We start from the raw sequence: 14,631 nt of genomic DNA, 5'->3' as shown, positions 1-14,631 counted from the left end.
CCTGTTCAGATCGCTGTAGGCTGCTGGACATGTTGAAAACGCGCCCAAAGAGGCGAGAGGTCTTCCGGTACCGGGCGGTACATGCCCAGCTCAGACCAGTCGCCTGGTGCATGGAAGTCACTGCCGGCGCTGGCCAGCAGACCGAATTCGCGCGCCAGAATCGCCAGACCACCAACCTGCTCGGCTGGTTGCATGCCGTTGACCACTTCCAAGGCATGCCCACCCGCCGCCGCAAAGTCGGCGATCAACTTGCGCCGCTTACTACGAGTAAAGTCGTACTGCCACGGGTGCGCCAGACTGATCCAGGCACCGGCTTGCTGCAAGGTAGCAACCGCCTGTGGCAACGTCGGCCAATGCTGTTTGACGTCGCCCAACTTGCCCGAGCCCAGCCACTTGCGAAACGCCTCGGCGCGGTCTTTGACATGCCCGGCGCGCACCATGAACTCGGCAAAATGCGGACGCGCCGGCGCATTGCCGCTGTCGCCCAACTCCTGCTGCACCGCTCGCGCGCCCTCCAGGGCGCCGGGCATGCCCTTGCCCTCCAGGCGCTTGCTGATTTCGGCAGCACGCAGCCAGCGACCTTCATGCAGTTCGGCAATCGACTGCAATAACGCGGGTGCCTCGCTGGCGAAGGCATAACCAAGTACGTGGATGGTCGCGCCCCCCCAGGTACACGACAGCTCGATGCCATTGACCAGTTGCATATCCAGCGCCTGCGCCGCTGCTCGCGCCTCATCAAGCCCTTCGAGGGTGTCGTGATCCGTCAGAGCGAGTAGCCTGACCCCGCGTTCGTGCGCCCGCGCCACCACCACAGCGGGCGCCAGCGCGCCGTCCGAAGCAGTGCTGTGACAGTGCAGATCAACATTCATAAGGCGCGCTTTCCCGGTCATTTATGTTTGTTATTATGCCGCCACATGCGGATTCTCGCTGCCGTCACACAACAATTCCTCGACTTTGCGAGTCTGTACTGCTTTTCTGCGTTGCAGTTTCATCCATACAGACTGTCGCACCGACCTTTATAAGGATAGAGATGCTCTACGCCATTATCGCCACCGATGTCGAAAACTCTCTGGAAAACCGCTTGGCCGCTCGCCCCGCTCACCTCGCGCGGCTGGAGCAACTGAAAAACGAAGGCCGCCTGATCCTGGCCGGCCCTCACCCCGCCGTCGACAGTAACGATCCAGGCCCAGCAGGCTTCTCCGGCAGCCTGATCGTGGCTGAATTCGAATCGCTGAATGCCGCGCAAAGCTGGGCCGACGCCGACCCTTATCGTGCCGCCGGCGTGTATGCCTCGGTGCTGGTAAAACCGTTCAAGCGGGTGCTGCCATAAGCCTGCACACACGTGCTGCGTACCCCACAAAAAAGTAGGAAATAGGAGTTCCGATGCGCCCAGGCCCGTTGTCTTTGCTGTTTGCTGCGTTGCTGCTACCCGCTTATCTGCATGCCGAAGAAAGCCTGCCACAAGCCGTGGCGACAACCTCGGAGCAAGCGCAAATCGATGACCTGGAACAACGCCTGGCAACCAGCGAGCAGCAGCGCGAAACACTCAACGCCGAGCTGCAAGCCGCTAATGGCGAGCGCGAAAGCGCGCAATTGTTGCGTCTGCGCCAAGACAACCAGCGCCTCAAACTGCAGCTGAAAAAAGCTCAGGCCGAAGCGCCAGAGCGCCTGTTCAGCGAGCAACAGATGTGGTTCGCCGTGGGTGCCGGCGCCGGGCTATTGGGCGTCATGGTTGGCGCAATGTTGCGCGGCAACCGTCGTTCGCGGCGTGAATGGATCAATTGAAACTGGCATGAGCGCCCTTCTATTAATCGACGACGATGTCGAATTGTGTGAGCTGCTGGCCAACTGGCTGACCCAGGAAGGTTTCCAGGTCAGCGCCTGCCACGACGGCCACAGTGCCCGCCGCGCGCTGGCAGGCCACACGCCCGATGCAGTGGTGCTCGACGTGATGCTGCCTGACGGCAGTGGCCTGGAACTGCTCAAACAGTTGCGCCACGACCATCCCGAGTTGCCGGTATTGATGTTGTCTGCCCGCGGCGAACCGTTGGACCGGATTCTCGGCCTGGAACTGGGTGCTGACGATTACCTGGCCAAGCCGTGTGATCCGCGCGAACTCACCGCCCGCCTGCGCGCGGTGTTGCGCCGCAGCCTGCCGCCGGCGACGTCCAGCCAACTGGAGCTCGGCGACCTGTGTTTCAGCCAAGCGCGCGGCGTGGTGGCTATCGGCGAGCATGAAATCATTCTCACCCTCTCCGAAAGCCGCATTCTGGAAACCCTGCTGCGCCAACCTGGCGAGCCGGTGGATAAACAAGAGCTGGCCCAGTTAGCCCTGGGCCGCAAGCTGACCCTCTATGACCGCAGCCTGGACATGCATGTCAGCAACCTGCGCAAAAAGCTCGGCCCGCACCCGGACGGCCGCCCGCGCATCCTCGCCCTGCGCAGCCGTGGCTACTACTACAGCGCCTGAGTAAAGCGGCTCACCCACGCCCTTTACCCAAGCTTTACCCTTGCCTGACTGCCCTTGACCTTGACCGCCCTAGACTGGGCACATCCGGCACAGGCCGGTTTCGAGACAAGGAGATACACCATGCGCAAGACTCTCACCGCTGCACTGCTCGCCCTGACCCTGCCAACCCTGGCCATGGCCATGCCCGAAGGCGGCCCACGCCACGGCGGCGGTCACGGCGAGCATGGTTCGCGAATGTTCAAGGAGCTCGACCTGAGCAAAGAGCAACACCGCGAAATCCGCACACTGATGGGCGAGCAGATGAAAAGCCGCCACGAGATCACTAAACGCTACCTCGACAAACTGCCGGCGGCCGAACAGAAAGCCATGCAGGACGAGCTGAAAGCCGCCAAGGACAAGCAGCAAAGCGCCATCCGCGCACTGCTCAAACCCGAACAGCAAACAGCCTTCGATGCGCAACTGAAGAAAATGCAGGAACGTCGCGCCGAACGCGAAGCCTTCAACGCCTGGAAAGCTCAGCAAGCGACCAAGGCCGAATAAGCCACTCACGCCGCAATCACCCACCCATCAAGCCACGCGCTTGGTGGGTGTTGCCGTTAACAAGGAGTCACTGTGCGTTCATTGTTCTGGCGCATCTTTGCCAGTTTCTGGCTGGCCATTGCCCTGGTTGCCGGGCTCTCCATGTTGCTTGGGCGGGCACTGAATCAGGATGCCTGGATTCTCAGCCAACACCCCGCCCTGGATGGCCTGGCCGAGACGTGGACCCAGCGCTACGAAGAACACGGCACACACGCAGCCCAAGCATTTCTGGAGCAGCGCAAGAAGGACTTTCGCATCCATGTACAGGTGATTGGCGACAACGGCCAAGCCTTGGTCAAAGGCACCTTTTCGCCGCGTGCGGCGGCCTTCGAAGCACGTCAAACAAATGACAAACGCCTGCCCTGGCGCCGCCTGAACGAGGACTACAGCAGCCCGCAGACGGGCGAGACCTACCTGTTCATCTACCGCATTCCCCACCCGGAACTGGCCGCCTGGCACCGTGGCAGCCTACTTTGGCCACTCAGCGCGCTGGCCATCGCCCTGGTGGTGCTGAGCCTGTTCAGCCTGCTGCTGACGCTGTCCATCACCCGCCCACTGAACCGCCTGCGCGGCGCCGTGCATGACCTCGGGCAAACCGCTTATCAGCAGCACAGCCTGGCGCGCCTGGCCAACCGACGTGACGAGTTTGGCGTGCTGGCCAACGACTTCAACCGCATGGGCGCACGCCTGCAAGGGTTGATCGGCAGCCAGCGCCAGTTACTGCGCGATGTTTCCCACGAACTGCGCTCGCCGCTGGCACGCTTGCGTATCGCCCTGGCCCTGGCCGAACGCGCCGAGTCCAGCGAGCAGGAGAAATTTTGGCCACGCCTGACCCTGGAATGCGACCGCCTGGAAGCCCTGATCAGCGAGATCCTCGCTCTCGCTCGTCTCGATGCCGACCCTGGTGCAGCACAGCCGATCGACTTGGCGGCGCTACTGCGCAAGCTGCAAGAAGACGCACAGCTCGGCGCGCCTGAACAAAAAGTCGTGATCAACCTGGAACCTGGATTGAGCCTGTACGGCTGGCCGGACATGCTGGAACGGGCGCTGGACAACCTGCTGCGCAACGCCCTGCGCTTCAACCCGGCCGGACAACCGATCGAACTCCGGGTCGAGCGCCAGGCTGACGAGGTACGCCTGAGCGTGCGCGACCACGGCAGCGGAGTCGCCGAAGAACACCTGGCGCGCCTGGGCGAGCCGTTTTTCCGGGCGCCGGGGCAAAACGCCGCCGGCCACGGTTTGGGGCTGGCGATCACCCGACGCGCCGCCGAACGCCATGGCGGGCGCCTGGAATTGCGTAATCAACCCGAAGGCGGCTTCAGTGCCAGCCTGCTGCTACCGCTGAAGGCCCACAGCTAGTGAGGTTCTTCTCGGCTTGGCGGTGACACAAGACAGTGCTTGGTACACCCTCGTAGGCTGCGTTACGCCGCGCCAGTTTCGGCTGCTGGCGCGGAGCACTGCACACGCGTCTAACCCAGCCTACGCAGCCGGCCAGGCACTGACGAAGTCGGCCAGGTCCACCTGCGCGGGAATGCGCAACTCGCGCTCTGCCGTACCGAGGTAGAGGAAGCCGATGATCTGCTCTTCAGCGGATAATCCCAGCCCCGCCGCGACCCTGGCGTTATAGGCCAGCTCGCCGGTGCGCCATACCGCGCCAAGCCCCTGGGCATGCGCCGCCAGCAGAATGGCGTGGGCCGCGCAGCCGGCTGCGATCACCTGCTCCTGCGCCGGCACCTTGAAATGCGCCTGCACATGCGCGATAGCCACCACCACCAACGGCGCACGCAAGGGCATGGCACGCGCCTTGGTCAGTGCCTCCTCGCTGACGCTGGCAGAATCCGCGAGCAGGGTCTCGGCAAACAGCTCACCCAAGCGCTCACGCGCCGCGCCCTCAACGGTCAGAAAACGCCACGGCCGCAATTGGGCATGATCCGGGGCGCGCAACGCGGCACGAAACAACAACTCGCGCTGGGCGATATCCGGTGCAGGCTCACGCAAACGTGGCGCGGAAACACGGTTGAGCAGAGCATCGAGAGCGTCCATCGGCCACCTCCTGAAAAGAAAGAAACGGGAATTCTAGAGCGTGACGCTCTTGGAAGGGGAAAAACTCTCCGCAGCGAGCGCCACATACTGCGGCGCCCCGAACGAGTGGGCGAGTTGGTTCAGCCTCGACCGCGACATTGACTAATTAAACTAGGCCACACGCTCCGGTGACACGCTCGGTTGTACCGGTGGCGTCAGGGGCGGCAAGCCATGAGCCAGACGCGCGCTGTCACAGTGCGGATTGTGCTCGCCATTGAACCAGGATGCCTCGAACTCGCGACAAGTACTGGAGCGTTGCTCGTACAAGGTGCAACGCACGCCTTGACCGACCTCGCCAAGCAACGCTACGCAACGCGTCGGCTTGCTTTCAGTGCCACGCATGGCGACCCGGTGCGGGGTGATCAGCACAACCTGCTCATCCGGCACACTGCCGCCAGCCGATTGGCACTCTCCCCAGAAGAAAGACACACGAAAATGCGCGCAGCAGGCGCCACACGACAGGCAAGGATTAGCATTCGACATGATTTAACAGGGCTCAGAAACCGGCAAGGGCCGGCACCTGACGGCCATTCTATGCAGCGCCAAGCGCTTGTAAAGAGCCGACCGATCACAGGTTTACAGGCCTTTTGGCGCGCGTAGAATGGCGCCCTTTATGGCCCTCAACCCGAGCCTGCCCTCATGGCCCTGCCGACGCTGCGCATTATCGGTTTCATCCTCGGCATTTTCCTGATTACCCTGGCCATCAGCATGATCATTCCCATGCTCACGCTGCTGGTCTTCGAACGCACCGATGACCTCGATGCCTTTCTCTGGTCGAGCCTGATCACCGTAATCGCCGGCCTCGCCCTGGTACTCCCGGGCCGCCCGGAAAACGCTCAGCTGCGCCCGCGCAACATGTATCTGCTGACCACTGCCAGCTGGCTGGTGGTGTGCATCTTCGCCGCGTTGCCGATGGTGTTGATCCAGCACATCAGCTACACCGATGCGTTTTTCGAGACCATGTCCGGTATCACCACCACCGGCTCGACCGTGCTGGTCGGTCTGGACCACGCCTCGCCGGGCCTGCTGATCTGGCGCTCGATGCTGCATTGGCTGGGCGGCATCGGTTTTATCGGCATGGCCGTGGCCATTCTGCCGCTGCTGCGAGTCGGCGGCATGCGCCTGTTCCAGACCGAGTCCTCGGACTGGGGCGAGAAAGTCATGCCGCGCTCGCACATGGCCGCCAAATACATCCTGCTGGTCTACCTGGGCTTTACCCTGCTCGGCGGCCTGGCTTTCTGGCTGGCCGGTATGACCCCGTTCGAGGCGCTCAACCACGCCATGGCATCGATTTCCACCGGCGGTTTCTCCACCTCGGATTCATCCCTGGCCAACTGGTCGCAACCTGCCGTGCACTGGGTCGCGGTGCTGTTCATGATCATCGGCAGCCTGCCCTTCACCTTGTATGTGGCGACCCTGCGCGGCCATCGCAAGGCGCTGATCAAAGACCATCAGGTACGCGGCTTCATCGGTTTTCTGCTGCTGACCTGGCTGGTGTTCGGCACCTGGTTGTGGCTCAACTCCGATTACCACTGGCTGGACGCCTTTCGCATCGTTGCCGTCAACGTCACCTCGGTGGTCACCACCACCGGCTTCGCCCTGGGCGATTACACCCAGTGGGGCAGCTTCGCGGTATTGCTGTTCTTCTACCTGACCTTTATCGGCGGTTGCTCCGGCTCCACCGCGGGCGGCCTGAAAATTTTCCGTTTCCAGGTCGCGTACGTGCTGCTCAAAGCCAACTTGCAGCAACTGGTGCACCCGCGTGCGGTGATCAAACAGCAGTACAACAACCACAACCTCGATGAAGATATCGTTCGCTCGCTGATCACCTTTTCCTTCTTCTTCACCATCACCATCGGCGTAATCGCCCTCGGTTTGGCGCTGATCGGTCTGGATTGGGTCACCGCACTGACGGCGGCAGCCACCGCCGTGTGCAACGTCGGCCCGGGCCTGGGACCGATCATTGGCCCGGCCGGTAATTTTTCCAGCCTGCCAGATTCTGCCAAATGGCTGCTGACCATCGGTATGCTGCTCGGCCGCCTGGAAATTCTCACCGTGCTGGTGCTGGTCACCCGAGCGTTCTGGAAACACTGAGGCAGCGCTGACAGGCCGTTGAAAAACCACCTGCTAAGCGGCAGCCACTGCGAGGCAGTTGCACAGATCCACCTAGAATCACTTCATCAATCGCCGTGGAAACCAACTTAGATGGCTGTGCCGACCTTACGAATCATCGCGTTCATCAACGGCATCTTCCTGATCACCCTGGCCATCAGCATGACCGTGCCGATGTTGACCTTGGTGCTGTTCGAGCGTGCGCATGAACTCAACGGTTTTCTCTGGTCGAGCCTGATCACGTTTATTGCCGGGCTGGCCATGGTCATTCAAGGCCGCCCGCAAGACGTGCAGCTGCGCCCGCGCGACATGTACATGCTGACGGTCTCGAGCTGGTTGCTGGTGTGCATCTTCGCCGCGCTGCCGTTCATGCTGGCCCAGCACATGGACTACACCGACGCCGTCTTCGAGAGCATGTCCGGCATCACCGCCACCGGCGCTACCGTGCTGACCGGCCTGGACGATATGTCGCCCGGCATCCTCATCTGGCGTTCGTTGTTGCACTGGCTCGGCGGGATCGGCTTTATCGCCATGGCCGTGGCGATCCTGCCCATGCTGCGCATCGGCGGTATGCGCCTGTTCCAGACCGAATCGTCGGATCGCTCGGACAAAGTCATGCCGCGCTCGCACATGGTCGCCAAATACATGGTGGCCGCCTACGTGGGCATCAGTTTGCTGGGGTGCCTGGCGTTCTGGGGCGCGGGCATGAACGTCTTCGATGCGATCAACCACACCATGTCGGCGATTGCCACCGGCGGCTTCTCCACCTCGGACCAGTCCTTGGGCAACTGGACGCAACCGGCCGTGCACTGGGTGGCCGTGGTGGTGATGATTCTCGGCAGCCTGCCGTTCGTGCTGTATGTCTCGACCCTGCGTGGCAACTACCGTGCGCTGTTCAAAGACCAGCAGGTACGCGGCTTTCTGACGATCTTGCTGAGCACCTGGCTGGCGCTCGGCACCTGGTATTGCCTGAGCACCGAGCTGCACTGGCTGGAAGCCGTGCGCCACGTCGCGGTAAATACCACCTCGATCATGACCACCACCGGCTTCGCCCTCGGCGACTACACCCTGTGGGGCGGCTTCGCCGGCATGCTGTTCTTCTATCTGGGGTTCATCGGCGGCTGCTCCGGCTCCACCGCTGGCGGCTTGAAGGTATTCCGCTTCCAGGTCGCCTACATCCTGCTGAAAGCCAACCTGCTGCAATTGGTGCACCCGCGCGCGGTGATCAAGCAGCAGTACAACAAGCACCGCCTGGACGAAGACATTGTCCGCTCGATCCTGACCTTCTCGTTTTTCTTCACCATCACCATCGCCGTGCTCGCGCTGGGCCTGACCCTCTGCGGCCTGGACTGGATCACCGCACTCAGCGGCGCCGCCAGTACGGTATCCGGCGTGGGCCCGGGCATGGGCCCGATCATCGGTCCAGCCGGCAACTTCTCCAGCCTGCCGGATATGGCCAAGTGGCTGCTGACCCTGGGCATGCTGCTCGGCCGCCTGGAAATCCTCACCGTGTTAGTGCTGCTGATGCCTGCCTTCTGGCGCCATTGAGGCGGCTATTGGCTACAGTTCCTGCGTAGCCGGGATGCAATCCGGGTTAGCACGGCAAGCATGTCGATGCCGGTTGGCGCCCCCTTCACGGTCTCGCGCCGTTACAAACGCGCGCGGTACTCGCCGGGGGTGCAGTCGAACCAGCGGCGGAACGCACGAAAGAAGTTGCTCGGATCGGCAAAACCCAACAGGTAGGCGACCTCCAGCAGCGTCAGGTTAGGCTGCGCGAGGTACTGCTCAGCCAATTCACGGCGCGTGTCGTCGAGCAGGTGTTGAAAGCTGGTGCCCTCCTCCTGCAAACGCCGCTGCAGGGTGCGCTGCGACAAATGCAACGCCTGCGCCACCGCCTCGCGCTTGGGTTCGCCCTGCGGCAACAGGCGACACAGCACTTGCCGGGCACGGTGGGTCACCCGGCTCTCGGAGAAACGCGCGAGGTACTCCCCGGCAAAGCGATCGTGCAACTGCGCCAACGACTCGTTGGCGGTCGGTAGCGGCATCTCCATGTCCGCGCGCTCGAACAACAACGCATAGTGTGCGGCGTTGAATTTCAGCGGTGCCTGGAACACCTGGTTGAACGGTTCCAGATCGGCGGGTGGGTCGCCTTGAAAAAGGATTTGCTGCGGGCGGATCGGCTTGCCGGTCATCCAGCGGCAGAAGGCCAGGGCATAGGCCAAAGAGGCTTCGATACTCTGCCGCGCCGGCGGCAAACGGTCGCCGTGAATCGCCAGAATCAGCTCATAGCCCTTGGGCGTGGCGCGAAAACTCAGGTCGGCGCCCTCGCCGATGATGCGCTGATAGCGCACCAGGCGGGCAAAACCCTCTTTCAGCGTACGGCTGGACATCAACGCATAACCGACCACGTGAAACGAGGCCGGACGCACGACCTTGGCCATGTTCAGGCCAATCGCCGGGTTACCCGACAATTCGACCGCGCGCCGCCACAGGCGGGTCATGCCGTCTTGCGGAAAGCGTGCATCGGGGTCTTCCAACGCCGCGTAATCCAAGCCCAGTTCGGGGAAGATCGCACGGCAGTCGACGCCGCCCATTTCCAGAGCCTGGACGATGCCCAAAGCCCAGTTCGACGAGGTAGTACGTTCGCTCATGGCATTGTTCTTATTCGAGTCATGAAAAGCTGCAGCCGTCAGCCTGGCAGCGAAGGATACTAAACTGGCACTTAATGTCACTGGCCCAGCAAGACACTCGACCTAGACTGGAAAAACACCGCAGCCCACTCAATCGCGGCGGCCAAAACAACAACAGGAGGTGTGCCATGGCCACTCAAACCACCGAGCGCTACACCAGCTTTGCCGAGTTCTACCCCTATTACCTGCAAGAGCACAGCAACGCCACCTGCCGCCGCCTACACTACGTCGGCAGCCTGCTGGTGCTGAGCATCCTCGCTTACGCCATCGTCAGCCAGCAGTGGCTGTGGCTGCTGGCGATGCCGCTGGCCGGTTACGGTTTTGCCTGGGTCGGCCACTTCATCTTCGAGAAGAACCGCCCGGCGACCTTCCAGTACCCGCTGTACTCGCTGATGGGCGACTGGGTGATGCTCAAGGACGCCTTTACCGGACGCATCAAGTTCTAGCCCACGGGAAAAAGCCATGAACGATCGAGCCCAATTCAGTCATATGCAGGACGGCAGTGCCGAGGACTGGGCAGTCATCGCCCAGGACTTCGCCGCCTATGCCGCGCAGTTGCCGGAGCGCATCCTCAGCCACCTGAAATTGCTCAATGGCGACTTCGGCGGTTTTCCGGTAGACCGCCTGACCCACTCGCGGCAAACCGCGACCCGCGCCTACCAAGATGGGCGCGACGAAGAATACGTGGTCTGCGCCCTGCTGCATGACATCGGCGACACCCTGGGCAGCTACAACCACCCGGATATCGCCGCCGCCATCCTCAAACCGTTCGTCAGCGCGGAGAACCTCTGGATCGTCGAGAAACACGGAATCTTCCAGGGCTATTACTTCTTCCACCACCTGGGCATGGATCGTTACCTGCGCGAGCAATTCAAGGACCATCCGCACTACCAGGCGACCATCGACTTCTGCGCCAAATACGACGCCGCGGCCTTCGATCCGACCTTCGACAGCCTGCCGTTGAGTTTCTTCGAGCCGATGCTACGGCGCGTATTCGCCCAGCCGAAGAACTCGATCTACCAGGCCGTTACGGAGCCGTCACGCTGACCACTGGCCAGCCTGGCATCGCCGTTCGGCAGTGCTGCTTGGCTGCTACTGCCACGCTTGGTTATGATCCCCGCTCAGTCGCACACCTGGTCTAAGGTTTGCAGACGCTCCAGACGTCCAGCAGAGACGTCAGAAAATCAGCAGGGATCGTTTCCATAGCATGAATGCAACCAGCATGAACCGGCTCCACGCATTGCCGGCCCCGCCGCTGCGCGAGTATTACTCCCGCGTACTGGCGTATATCGCCATCGCCGCGAGCATTGCGGCAGGCACCTACGCTCAGCATTTCGGCTACAACATCCTGTGGATGGTGCCCTATGCCCTGCTCTACCCACACCTCGCTCACCACCTGAGCCTGCGCCTCAAACGCGACCACCCGCAGAAAACCACCTTGACCCTGCTGTTTATCGATGCCCTGCACTGCGGCGCAGCGCTCTCCCTGCTCGGGTTCTCCGTGGTGCCCAGCCTGATGTGCTTGCTGACTCTGGCCTTCAGCTCGCTGGTGATCGGCGGCCTGCGCCATATGGGTCTGGCCATGCTGATCGCACTCAGCAGCACCTTGCTGACCGCTGTGCTGATCGAACTCAGGGTCAACCCCAATACGCCCGCCATGGTCGCGCTGGTCAGCATCGCCTTCACCACCCTATATATCTGCATCACCGCCTACTTCGTGCACCAGCAAGGCCTGCGCCTGGCGCAGGTGCGCAGCGAGATCAGGCGCGAACAGGAGAAAGCCGCCCGCCTGGCGCGCAACCTGGCCAAGTACCTGTCGCCGCAAGTCTGGGAGTCGATTTTCAGCGGCAAGAAGAGCGTGCGCCTGGAAACCCAGCGCAAGAAGCTCACGGTATTTTTCTCCGACATCAAAGGCTTTACCGAGCTCTCCGAAGAACTGGAAGCCGAAGCCCTGACCGATCTGCTCAACACCTACCTCAACGAAATGTCGAAGATCTGCCTGAAATACGGCGGCACCATCGACAAATTCATTGGCGACAGCGTGATGGTGTTCTTCGGCGACCCCGCCAGCCAAGGCGCGAAGAAAGACGCCGTGGCCGCAGTGTCCATGGCTATCGCCATGCGCAAGCACATGAAAGTGCTGCGCCAGCAATGGCGCGCCCAGGGCATCACCAAGCCCCTGGAGATCCGCATGGGCCTGAATACCGGTTACTGCACGGTCGGCAACTTCGGCGCCGACACGCGCATGGACTACACCATCATCGGCCGCGACGTGAACCTCGCCAGCCGTCTGGAAAGCGCGGCCGAAGCCGGCGAAATCCTGATCTCCCACGAGACCTACTCGCTGATCAAGGACGTGATCATGTGCCGCGACAAGGGCCAGATCAGCGTCAAGGGCTTCACCCGCCCGGTGCAGATCTACCAAGTGGTGGATTTCCGGCGCGACCTCGGCGCCACGTCCAGCTATGTCGAACATGAACTGCCCGGCTTTTCCATGTACCTGGACACCAACGGTATCCAGAACTTCGACAAGGAACGGGTGATTCTGGCGCTCAACCAAGCCGCCGAGAAGCTGCGCGACAAGGTCATTCTGTAGGTTGTACCCCGTAGGGTGGACATGCCGAAGGCTTGTCCACCACAGACGATTGGCGAACAAGGCTGCGCCATGTCCGCCCTACACTTCCAACGCCTCGCCCAGTGCCGGCTCGCCGTCGACCGAGGGCTGCAACGCCAGAAACTCCAGCGCCGAGGTGCGCCAGGACTGCGCCGCCGCCAGTTCGGCGCAGCGCGCTCGGTCCAGCTCCAGCGCCGCCAGACAGGCCGTACCCAAATCCTCGCCCATCGCCCCGCTGATGCCCTGCTGCAGCACGTCCAGCGGCCCGGCCACCGGGTAGGCGGCCACCGGCGTGCCGCAGGCAAGCGCCTCCAGCATCACCAAACCGAAGGTATCGGTGCGCGACGGAAACACCAGCACGCGGGCCTGCCGATAGGCCTCGGCCAGCGTCTCGCCGTGCCGATAGCCAAGAAACTTCACCTGCGGATAACGCACCTGCAAGGCCTCGCGCTGCGGGCCATCGCCAATCACCTGCTTTTCCCCCGGCAGATCGAGGTCGAGAAACGCCTCGAGGTTCTTCTCCGGAGCAATCCGTCCGACATACAGAAACACCGGCTGCACGGTATCCACCGGCTGCGGTCCTGGACGAAACAAGCGCGTATCGACGCCTTTGCGCCACAGCGCCAAGCGCTGCAGACCCCAGCCGGCGAACTCCTCACGCAGCCGCTCGGTACTGACCAGGACCGCCTGACTGGGGCGGTGGAAAGCACGCAAATAGGCATACCCCCAACGCAACGGCAGCCACGACCAGCGGGTATGGATGTACTCGGGAAAGCGCGTGTGAATGGCACTGGAAAACGCCAGCCCACGCTTGCTCAACCAGCGCCGGGCCGCCCAGCCAAGCGGCCCCTCGGTGGCCAGGTGGACACTGTCGGGCCGAAAGTCGCGAATCGCCGCACCGACTCGCCAAAGATTCCAGACCAGCGGAATCTCGGGGTATGTCGGGCAAGGCACCGCGCGAAAATCCGCGGGTGACAGCAGCTTGACCTGATGCCCCAGGCCGCGCAGCTCACTGACCAAGGCCTGTAGGCTGGTAACCACGCCATTGACCTGCGGTGACCAGGCGTCCGAAACGATCAAAATCCTCATGCTGCGGGCTCGGCAACCGTCAACGGTTCAGCGGGTTGCGGCGTCTGCCGGGCCTGGTCATCGGCCAGGCGATACAGCTCGATGCGCCCATCCAGGTGTTCGATCAACGCCGTGCACGACTCGACCCAGTCACCGCAATTCATATACTCGACCTCGCCCATCGGGCGGATCTCGGCGTGGTGGATATGCCCGCAGACCACGCCGTTGAACCCACGCTTGACGCACTCGTGGGCAATCGCCTGCTCGAAATCGCTGATGAAATTCACCGCGCTTTTGACCTTGTGCTTGAGGTATGCCGAGAGCGACCAGTAGCCATAGCCATAACGGCGGCGCCAGTAATTGAGCCAACGATTGAGGGTCAGGGTGAACTCGTAGGCCGAGTCGCCGAGAAAGGCCAGCCAGCGGTGATAGCGGGTGATCACATCGAACTGATCGCCATGGATTACCAGCAGACGGCGGCCATCGGCGGTGATGTGCTCAGCCTCATCGACCAGCTGGATATTGCCCAGCATCAACGTCGAGTAACGCCGCAGAAACTCGTCATGGTTACCGGTGACGTAGATCACCTCGGTGCCCCGCTTGCTCATGGTCAGCAAGCGGCGGATCACATTGGTGTGCGCTTGCGGCCAGTAAATCCCGCCACGCAGCTTCCAGCCGTCGATGATGTCGCCGACCAGGTACACCCGATCCGCCTGATAGCGTTTGAGAAACGCCGCCAGGTGCTCGGCCTGACAATCGCGCGTGCCCAAATGCACATCGGAAATCCACAAGGTACGGACACGTTGCTTGCGACCGGGTTTTACCAGCTGTGCGCTGCTCATGGGCGGCCTCCGCCAGGGTTTTAGCGAGCGTGCACGCCAGCGGTGAAGCCCGTGTGACGAATCCATGGCAGCGCGATGACAGCCACGCCATTGCGGCGCGTGCTAAAAGCCAAAGCGATTACACCAATAGCCCGGAGCGCTGGACCTCTAGCAGGCCGTTGAAAAATGTAGGCG

The 14,631-nt window shown here is 62.1% G+C and carries 16 protein-coding genes; 10 read left to right on the top strand and 6 right to left on the bottom strand.

Annotated features, from left to right (window positions below; translation table 11 throughout):
- Window positions 1-5: 5 nt before the first annotated feature.
- On the bottom strand, window positions 6-869 hold the full coding sequence (locus tag B3M58_RS06165) for a PHP domain-containing protein (protein ID WP_296217695.1): 864 nt from the start codon (window positions 867-869) through the stop codon (window positions 6-8).
- Window positions 870-1,030: 161 nt separating this feature from the next.
- Between B3M58_RS06165 and B3M58_RS06160 the strand changes: the two genes are divergently transcribed.
- The 5 genes from B3M58_RS06160 to B3M58_RS06140 all read left to right on the top strand — a co-directional run bounded on the left by B3M58_RS06160 (window position 1,031) and on the right by B3M58_RS06140 (window position 4,408).
- Complete coding sequence (locus B3M58_RS06160) at window positions 1,031-1,330, top strand: YciI family protein (RefSeq protein ID WP_296217694.1); 300 nt, start codon at window positions 1,031-1,033, stop codon at window positions 1,328-1,330.
- A 53-nt stretch (window positions 1,331-1,383) separates the two neighbouring features.
- Window positions 1,384-1,785, top strand: a complete 402-nt coding sequence (locus B3M58_RS06155; RefSeq protein WP_296217693.1) for a translation initiation factor 2 — start codon at window positions 1,384-1,386, stop codon at window positions 1,783-1,785.
- Between the two features lie 7 nt (window positions 1,786-1,792).
- Complete coding sequence (locus B3M58_RS06150; protein ID WP_296217692.1) at window positions 1,793-2,470, top strand: response regulator transcription factor; 678 nt, start codon at window positions 1,793-1,795, stop codon at window positions 2,468-2,470.
- A 120-nt stretch (window positions 2,471-2,590) separates the two neighbouring features.
- The gene (locus B3M58_RS06145; RefSeq protein ID WP_296217691.1) at window positions 2,591-3,010 is read left to right on the top strand and encodes an LTXXQ domain protein; all 420 of its coding nucleotides are present in this window, start codon (window positions 2,591-2,593) and stop codon (window positions 3,008-3,010) included.
- 72 nt (window positions 3,011-3,082) lie between these two features.
- The gene (locus B3M58_RS06140) at window positions 3,083-4,408 is read left to right on the top strand and encodes a sensor histidine kinase (RefSeq protein WP_296217690.1); all 1,326 of its coding nucleotides are present in this window, start codon (window positions 3,083-3,085) and stop codon (window positions 4,406-4,408) included.
- Window positions 4,409-4,528: 120 nt separating this feature from the next.
- On the opposite strand, the gene B3M58_RS06135 is transcribed toward B3M58_RS06140, so the two are convergent.
- Together B3M58_RS06135 and B3M58_RS06130 are read right to left on the bottom strand one after the other, a co-directional pair.
- Window positions 4,529-5,092: a nitroreductase family protein gene (locus tag B3M58_RS06135; RefSeq protein WP_296217689.1), complete on the bottom strand. Its 564-nt coding sequence runs from the start codon at window positions 5,090-5,092 to the stop codon at window positions 4,529-4,531.
- Between the two features lie 150 nt (window positions 5,093-5,242).
- Window positions 5,243-5,614: a YkgJ family cysteine cluster protein gene (locus B3M58_RS06130; RefSeq protein ID WP_296217688.1), complete on the bottom strand. Its 372-nt coding sequence runs from the start codon at window positions 5,612-5,614 to the stop codon at window positions 5,243-5,245.
- Between the two features lie 156 nt (window positions 5,615-5,770).
- On the opposite strand from B3M58_RS06130, the gene B3M58_RS06125 reads away from it, so the two are divergent.
- Window positions 5,771-7,225, top strand: a complete 1,455-nt coding sequence (locus B3M58_RS06125) for a TrkH family potassium uptake protein (protein ID WP_296217687.1) — start codon at window positions 5,771-5,773, stop codon at window positions 7,223-7,225.
- A 111-nt stretch (window positions 7,226-7,336) separates the two neighbouring features.
- Complete coding sequence (locus B3M58_RS06120) at window positions 7,337-8,791, top strand: TrkH family potassium uptake protein (RefSeq protein WP_296217686.1); 1,455 nt, start codon at window positions 7,337-7,339, stop codon at window positions 8,789-8,791.
- Window positions 8,792-8,892: 101 nt separating this feature from the next.
- On the opposite strand, the gene B3M58_RS06115 is transcribed toward B3M58_RS06120, so the two are convergent.
- Window positions 8,893-9,894 (bottom strand): AraC family transcriptional regulator, encoded by a 1,002-nt coding sequence (locus B3M58_RS06115; RefSeq protein ID WP_296217685.1) that lies wholly within the window; start codon window positions 9,892-9,894, stop codon window positions 8,893-8,895.
- A gap of 167 nt (window positions 9,895-10,061) precedes the next feature.
- Here B3M58_RS06115 and B3M58_RS06110 point away from each other — a divergent pair, with 167 nt between their 5' ends.
- The 3 genes from B3M58_RS06110 (at window position 10,062) to B3M58_RS06100 (ending at window position 12,529) form a co-directional block, all read left to right on the top strand.
- Complete coding sequence (locus tag B3M58_RS06110) at window positions 10,062-10,379, top strand: Mpo1-like protein (RefSeq protein ID WP_296217684.1); 318 nt, start codon at window positions 10,062-10,064, stop codon at window positions 10,377-10,379.
- 16 nt (window positions 10,380-10,395) lie between these two features.
- Window positions 10,396-10,980 (top strand): HD domain-containing protein, encoded by a 585-nt coding sequence (locus B3M58_RS06105; RefSeq protein WP_296217683.1) that lies wholly within the window; start codon window positions 10,396-10,398, stop codon window positions 10,978-10,980.
- A 175-nt stretch (window positions 10,981-11,155) separates the two neighbouring features.
- Window positions 11,156-12,529 carry an adenylate/guanylate cyclase domain-containing protein gene (locus B3M58_RS06100; protein WP_414704055.1) on the top strand — a complete coding sequence of 458 codons (1,374 nt, stop codon included), beginning with the start codon at window positions 11,156-11,158 and terminating at the stop codon, window positions 12,527-12,529.
- Between the two features lie 78 nt (window positions 12,530-12,607).
- On the opposite strand, the gene B3M58_RS06095 is transcribed toward B3M58_RS06100, so the two are convergent.
- Window positions 12,608-13,636 carry a glycosyltransferase family 4 protein gene (locus B3M58_RS06095; protein ID WP_296217681.1) on the bottom strand — a complete coding sequence of 343 codons (1,029 nt, stop codon included), beginning with the start codon at window positions 13,634-13,636 and terminating at the stop codon, window positions 12,608-12,610.
- Window positions 13,633-14,457 carry a UDP-2,3-diacylglucosamine diphosphatase gene (locus B3M58_RS06090; RefSeq protein WP_296217680.1) on the bottom strand — a complete coding sequence of 275 codons (825 nt, stop codon included), beginning with the start codon at window positions 14,455-14,457 and terminating at the stop codon, window positions 13,633-13,635. Before B3M58_RS06090 ends, B3M58_RS06095 begins: the two co-directional genes overlap by 4 nt.
- Between the last annotated feature and the right edge of the window lie 174 nt (window positions 14,458-14,631).

Origin of the sequence: Pseudomonas sp. UBA2684 (assembly GCA_002354655.1) — a bacterium.
In the GTDB taxonomy this organism is placed as follows: domain Bacteria; phylum Pseudomonadota; class Gammaproteobacteria; order Pseudomonadales; family Pseudomonadaceae; genus Aquipseudomonas.
This window is presented reverse-complemented; position numbering and strand designations above follow the sequence as displayed.

Coding starts and splice junctions, on each gene's coding strand:
- B3M58_RS06135 (WP_296217689.1), bottom strand. CDS start 5,092: ATGGACGCTCTCGATGCTCTGCTCAACCGTGTTTCCGCGCCACGTTTG.
- B3M58_RS06090 (WP_296217680.1), bottom strand. CDS start 14,457: ATGAGCAGCGCACAGCTGGTAAAACCCGGTCGCAAGCAACGTGTCCGT.
- B3M58_RS06145 (WP_296217691.1), top strand. CDS start 2,591: ATGCGCAAGACTCTCACCGCTGCACTGCTCGCCCTGACCCTGCCAACC.
- B3M58_RS06115 (WP_296217685.1), bottom strand. CDS start 9,894: ATGAGCGAACGTACTACCTCGTCGAACTGGGCTTTGGGCATCGTCCAG.
- B3M58_RS06125 (WP_296217687.1), top strand. CDS start 5,771: ATGGCCCTGCCGACGCTGCGCATTATCGGTTTCATCCTCGGCATTTTC.
- B3M58_RS06100 (WP_414704055.1), top strand. CDS start 11,156: ATGAACCGGCTCCACGCATTGCCGGCCCCGCCGCTGCGCGAGTATTAC.
- B3M58_RS06120 (WP_296217686.1), top strand. CDS start 7,337: ATGGCTGTGCCGACCTTACGAATCATCGCGTTCATCAACGGCATCTTC.
- B3M58_RS06095 (WP_296217681.1), bottom strand. CDS start 13,636: ATGAGGATTTTGATCGTTTCGGACGCCTGGTCACCGCAGGTCAATGGC.
- B3M58_RS06155 (WP_296217693.1), top strand. CDS start 1,384: ATGCGCCCAGGCCCGTTGTCTTTGCTGTTTGCTGCGTTGCTGCTACCC.
- B3M58_RS06160 (WP_296217694.1), top strand. CDS start 1,031: ATGCTCTACGCCATTATCGCCACCGATGTCGAAAACTCTCTGGAAAAC.
- B3M58_RS06130 (WP_296217688.1), bottom strand. CDS start 5,614: ATGTCGAATGCTAATCCTTGCCTGTCGTGTGGCGCCTGCTGCGCGCAT.
- B3M58_RS06105 (WP_296217683.1), top strand. CDS start 10,396: ATGAACGATCGAGCCCAATTCAGTCATATGCAGGACGGCAGTGCCGAG.
- B3M58_RS06150 (WP_296217692.1), top strand. CDS start 1,793: ATGAGCGCCCTTCTATTAATCGACGACGATGTCGAATTGTGTGAGCTG.
- B3M58_RS06110 (WP_296217684.1), top strand. CDS start 10,062: ATGGCCACTCAAACCACCGAGCGCTACACCAGCTTTGCCGAGTTCTAC.
- B3M58_RS06165 (WP_296217695.1), bottom strand. CDS start 869: ATGAATGTTGATCTGCACTGTCACAGCACTGCTTCGGACGGCGCGCTG.